We start from the raw sequence: 4,762 nt of genomic DNA, 5'->3' as shown, positions 1-4,762 counted from the left end.
GTCCACCCAGCCGTCGGAGCGATCGCCGCTGACATCCAGCCGGTACGACAGTTTGTCGTTGATGGCTCCGCCGCTGCCGAAGCCGAGTCTTCGCGTGTTGTCGGTCCCGATGGTGGTTTGCACCTCGTTCTCAATCGGCCCGCGGTGGGGCTTCTTGGGGATCACGTTGACCACGCCGCCGATGGCGCCGTCGCCGTAGATGACCGATGCCGGCCCGCGAAGAACTTCGATGCGATCGAGCGACCAGGTGTCGAACGGAAAGGTCACGCCGAGTCCGCCGTACTGGCGCGTGCCGTCGTACAGCCGCATCACGGAGGTCGAATCGGTGAATCCGCGTGCGGCGAGGGAGGAGCCTCCGTTGCCGGGATGGGCCAGGCTGCTGATGCCGGTCGAGCGGGTGACGGCTTCGACGACGCTCGCATCACCGCGCTGCTCAAGCTGCTCGCGCGTGATGGTGCCCACGCTCGCGGGTGTCTGTAAGGCCGTGATGCCCAGGTTCGAACCTGTTGCGACGGGCGCGCCAAGGCCGCTGTCGCGGGTGGCGGTGACCGACACGGCGGGAAGCGCGGGTTGTTGTTCGTCGGCGGCGTGGGCCGTCGTGGCCAGCCAGGGAAACGCCGCGCCCAGCGCGAGCGGAAAAATGGTCTTCTTCATGGATGCTCTCTGCGGCACCCTCGGGGTGCCGGTTTGTCTGCGGAAACGAAAGAGGCTGCGCGCGCCGCAGTGGTCAGAAGACCGGTGCAGGCGTCACGCGCGTCGGAATTCCGATCGGGTCAGCAGAGAGCAGGAGGGCCGCGCGCGGACAACGGCGCGGCGCGAGACGCGCGGCCGGAATCGACTGGACAGCGTGGCCCAGCGGCAAGATGCCAGGGAGATCGCCGACCTGCGCCGCAGGCGGCGGTGCGCCGGTCAGCACGCACATCGGGCAATCGAGGTGACTGGCGCCGAGTTCGCGTGCGCCGTCGTCGGTCTGCACAATCACCTTGATGGCGCCGGCAGCCGAACATACCAGCTCCATCTCTTGTGGATGGACCAGGGGCGATGCCACTGCCACGCCCAGCGACAACACGAACCAGGCCAGCACGAAGCGGACGAGATTGCGGGCGTGACGCAGGGCAGGCATGCGGTGGATTATCAGTCAGGCGAAAGAAGGGTCGGCGCCAGTTGGAGAATTCCAGGCGGGTAATTGGGATTCCAGCATTCGCGTTCAACATGGAACGGCTGAACGCGTAGCTTCCACTTGAGCCCTTCGAGCAAAGAAGGAGAAAAGCCTGCTATTTCATCAATAGCAGGCTTTCAAAAGGTGACCAGGGGCCGCGCTTCGAGCAATTCGAACGCCGAACATTGCGAACTACGAATCCGAAGCCAACTCTGGAAAACTACGACGCTTGGTGCTTGCAGACCTTGCCGCCGCTTCGATCTTCGCCCTGACTTGAGTGGTAACGCGCGGGATGCCCTTGCTTGAGACATTGAACACGCGGCCGGGCGCGGCCTTCGCTGCCTTTGCGGGCTTCCTGATGGCTGTAGGGCTAGTCATGGGGACCTCCGACAGAGAATTTCTCACCCGTATAGGTTAGCAGTTTGCGCCAGGACCTGCTGCCGGGCCGCAAATCGAAGGTCATCAGGCGCTGTGATCCTTCCGTCTCCCACCATGTCGGATCGACGTCCAGAATATCCTGGACAGTTCGACAGCCCTGCAGGTGCGGCGCACCGCGCTGCTCATCGGGTAAGAGCGCAGCGTCAAAGCCAAGCTTCGGCCATACCTTGAACCCGACATGGCGCTCCTGGAACCCCTTGYCGCCCGYGGCGATCAGTGAGATCTCGTCCAGCCCGGCCAAATGGGCGGTGATGGCACCCAAGGTGAACGCAACCGCGCCCAGACCGTGGGGCGTCTGGTGCTTGTCCAGGAAAAAATGGTCGATGTGTATTCCCTCGATGAAGAGACCTGCGGTGCCGGTCTCTTCACTGAAGATCCCCGATCTGTTCTTGTGGCCCGCCTGAATGACCTTGGCATTGATCACCGTGAAGTACATGCCTGGCGGCGCATCGTCGCGCCCCGGCCGTCTTTCGGCCTGTCCGTGCACACGGCTGCCGTCGAAAACGGAGAATAGGTGGACGAACTCCAGCGTCGACAACGTACCGAAAGCGAAGTCAAAACTGTTGGTTGGGCCCAGCTCAACGCCATCAAACCTGACGCGCGTGCCGGTCAGGTAGCTCCGTGTGATTTCGTGGGCAAGCAGGACTTGGTGCAAGTCGGCCAGGTGTGATCGATAGAAGGGCGTCTGTTGAAGTGGCACGATCCGAAGTCAAACTAGATTGAAGCGCTCAGGCCGAGGGCTTCATGTTCATGATGCGGCTTTGCAACTTGCGAGGGGTGAGCCGAGTTGGGCTGTGGGGCACGGCGCTCTGGGTTGTTCCACGCGCCCAAAGCGATGTCCGCAGGCGTGGGGCCAGTGGGTAGATCAAGCGACGGTGGAATGTGCTTGGGCCGGACGCCGCGCAGGTGTTCCGGCCTCAGATGGGTGTATCGCTTGAGCATCTTCCAGTCCTTGTGCCCAGTCACCAGCGCAGCCTGTTCGATGGTGAACCCCGCCTCGAACAGACGACTGGCTGCTTCGTGCCGTAGATCATGGAACTTGAGGTCCTTGATCTTCAATTCCTTGCAAGCTCGACGGAACGCGGTCCCGACGGAGCGGCCGTTGTACGGAAAGACAAGGCTGCTGTTCCCGGAGAACGGTTTCTGCTCCTCGAGAATGGCCCAGGCATCGAATCCCGTGACATCGAGCAGCGGCACTTTCTGGTCATTGCCGTTCTTGTCTCGTGGGTCTTTCCGGTCACGCACAATCACGGTACGAGTCTTGGCATCGATGTCCTCCCATCGGATGCGGCAGATCTCGTCCTGGCGCATCGCGGTGGCGACCGCGAACCGCATGATTCGCCCCAGCGGGATGATCTGCCGTGAATTGCTGGCGAAGTAATCGGCAAGCGCCTGCAGTTCGTCGAGGGTAGGGCGGCGGTCTCGTTCCCGCCCCTTGCCGACCAAGCCCAGGCGCTTGAGCGCGATGCGGGCCAGATCGATGGGCTCTACCGGAACGCGAACCCCGTGAACGGCCGCCGCGTGCGAAACTACCAGCTTGATGTAGCCGATGTCCATGCTGATGGTGACGGGGCCGGCGCCTTCCTTGGCGCGGTCTTTGCCGAACTGGATGAGCCGCTCGCGCGTGAGGTCCTTCAGCTTCAGCTTGCCCAGCTTCGTGTTCAGCGCATCGAGGGYGAAGGCCTTGGAACGCCGTGGCGCTCGCAACACTTCCTTCATGTCGGTGACGTGCAGATCGATCAGATCGCCGAAGGTGGTCGGGTCCTTGACCTTTGAACGGGTGGCAGGCTCGCCCAGATCGATGCGGCGCTCGGTCGCGAGAGCCCATTCCTGGGCGTCCTTGTGTCTTCGAAAGGTTTCGCTCGCGTAGACACCCTTGCGGCGGACTTGCGCGCGCCAGTTGCCGGACGGAAGCTGCTTGAAGGTGGGCATTTCGTGTGCGCTATGTGTGCACTGACAGGGCGAAATGGGGCGTATTCGGGCGTTTTGGAGTGCACACGAGCGTGCACACGAGGGGGTCTAAGTGTATGAATGATATCGCTAAGTCGTTGAATTTAAAAGAGAAAACTGTCTCTGTCGCTCCTATGATGGATTGGACGGACCGCCATTGCCGTTACTTCCATCGCCTGATGTCGCGCCACGCGCTGCTCTACACCGAGATGGTGACCACCGGCGCGCTGGTGCATGGCGACGTTCCGCGGCACCTGCGCTTCAACGAGGAAGAGCATCCCGTGGCCCTGCAGCTGGGCGGCAGCGAACCGGCCGATCTCGCGCATTGCGCCAGGCTCGGCGAGGAGTGGGGCTATGACGAGATCAATCTCAACTGCGGCTGCCCCAGCGAGCGCGTGCAGCGCGGCGCCTTCGGTGCCTGCCTGATGGCCGAGCCGGCGCTGGTGGCCGATTGCGTGAAGGCCATGGTCGACGCCACCCGCCTGCCGGTCACGGTCAAGCACCGCATCGGCATCGACAAGATCGAGAGCTACGAGTTCGTGCGCGACTTTGTCGGTGCGGTGAGCGAGGCCGGCTGCCGCGGCTTCATCGTGCATGCGCGCAACGCCTGGCTGCAGGGCCTGAGCCCCAAGCAGAACCGCGAGATTCCGCCGCTGCGCTACGAGCTCGTGCACCGGCTGAAGCACGAATTTCCGGAGATGGATTTTTCGATCAATGGCGGCATCTCGGCCAACGCACAGGTGCATGAGCACCTGCGGCTGCTCGACGGCGTGATGGTCGGCCGCGAGGCCTACCACAACCCCTGGTGGCTGGCCGAGTGGGACGCCGAGTTCTACGGCGCCGCGCCGCAGCCGCTGATGCGCGAGGACGTCGAGGCGCTGATGTGCGACTACATGGTCCGCGAGGCGGCCGAGCATGGCACGCAGTGGTCGTCGATTGCGCGGCACATGCTGGGCCTGCGCAACGGCCTGCCCGGCGCGCGCCGCTGGCGCCAGGTCTGGAGCGACCATCGCCTCAAGGCGCGTCCGCCACACGAGGTGATGGCGCTGGCGCACGAGCCCGCGGCGCAAGAGGCCTGAAGCCGCGCGGCCTCAGGCTGCCATCAGCGTGGCCTCGGGCACGTCCTCGATGGTGGTGCGGCGCAGCTCGCGGCGCTCGCCGATGTCGTAGCGCCGGCCGCGGTGCAGGGTGCTGCGGTTGTCCCACATCACGAGG

General features: G+C 63.7%; 5 protein-coding genes and 1 pseudogene. 1 reads left to right on the top strand and 5 read right to left on the bottom strand.

Annotated elements, in window-relative coordinates; translation table 11 throughout:
* The 4 genes and pseudogenes from AC1DOC_RS23255 to AC1DOC_RS23240 all read right to left on the bottom strand — a co-directional run.
* A partial coding sequence (locus AC1DOC_RS23255) for a TonB-dependent siderophore receptor (RefSeq protein WP_478130573.1) occupies positions 1 to 654 on the bottom strand: 654 nt, incomplete at its 3' end.
* A gap of 119 nt (positions 655 to 773) precedes the next feature.
* A pseudogene (locus AC1DOC_RS23250) lies at positions 774 to 1,123 on the bottom strand (hypothetical protein).
* A gap of 406 nt (positions 1,124 to 1,529) precedes the next feature.
* A complete protein-coding gene (locus AC1DOC_RS23245) occupies positions 1,530 to 2,252 on the bottom strand; it encodes a hypothetical protein (RefSeq protein ID WP_478130572.1) in 723 nt (240 codons plus the stop codon).
* 59 nt (positions 2,253 to 2,311) lie between these two features.
* Positions 2,312 to 3,529: a site-specific integrase gene (locus tag AC1DOC_RS23240; protein WP_478130571.1), complete on the bottom strand. Its 1,218-nt coding sequence runs from the start codon at positions 3,527 to 3,529 to the stop codon at positions 2,312 to 2,314.
* Positions 3,530 to 3,624: 95 nt separating this feature from the next.
* Here AC1DOC_RS23240 and dusA point away from each other — a divergent pair, with 95 nt between their 5' ends.
* The gene (gene dusA, locus AC1DOC_RS23235; RefSeq protein ID WP_478079898.1) at positions 3,625 to 4,626 is read left to right on the top strand and encodes a tRNA dihydrouridine(20/20a) synthase DusA; all 1,002 of its coding nucleotides are present in this window, start codon (positions 3,625 to 3,627) and stop codon (positions 4,624 to 4,626) included.
* 12 nt (positions 4,627 to 4,638) lie between these two features.
* Here the strand turns inward: dusA and AC1DOC_RS23230 are convergent, their stop codons facing one another.
* The gene (locus AC1DOC_RS23230; RefSeq protein ID WP_478130574.1) at positions 4,639 to 4,755 is read right to left on the bottom strand and encodes a hypothetical protein; all 117 of its coding nucleotides are present in this window, start codon (positions 4,753 to 4,755) and stop codon (positions 4,639 to 4,641) included.
* Positions 4,756 to 4,762 lie beyond the last annotated feature (7 nt).

Source organism: Variovorax sp. 01T439_2, from assembly GCF_056398445.1.
This window is presented reverse-complemented; position numbering and strand designations above follow the sequence as displayed.

Bases quoted from the DNA above. Each gene is read 5' to 3' on its own strand.
- dusA (WP_478079898.1), top strand. From the start codon at position 3,625: ATGAATGATATCGCTAAGTCGTTGAATTTAAAAGAGAAAACTGTCTCT.
- AC1DOC_RS23230 (WP_478130574.1), bottom strand. From the start codon at position 4,755: ATGTGGGACAACCGCAGCACCCTGCACCGCGGCCGGCGCTACGACATC.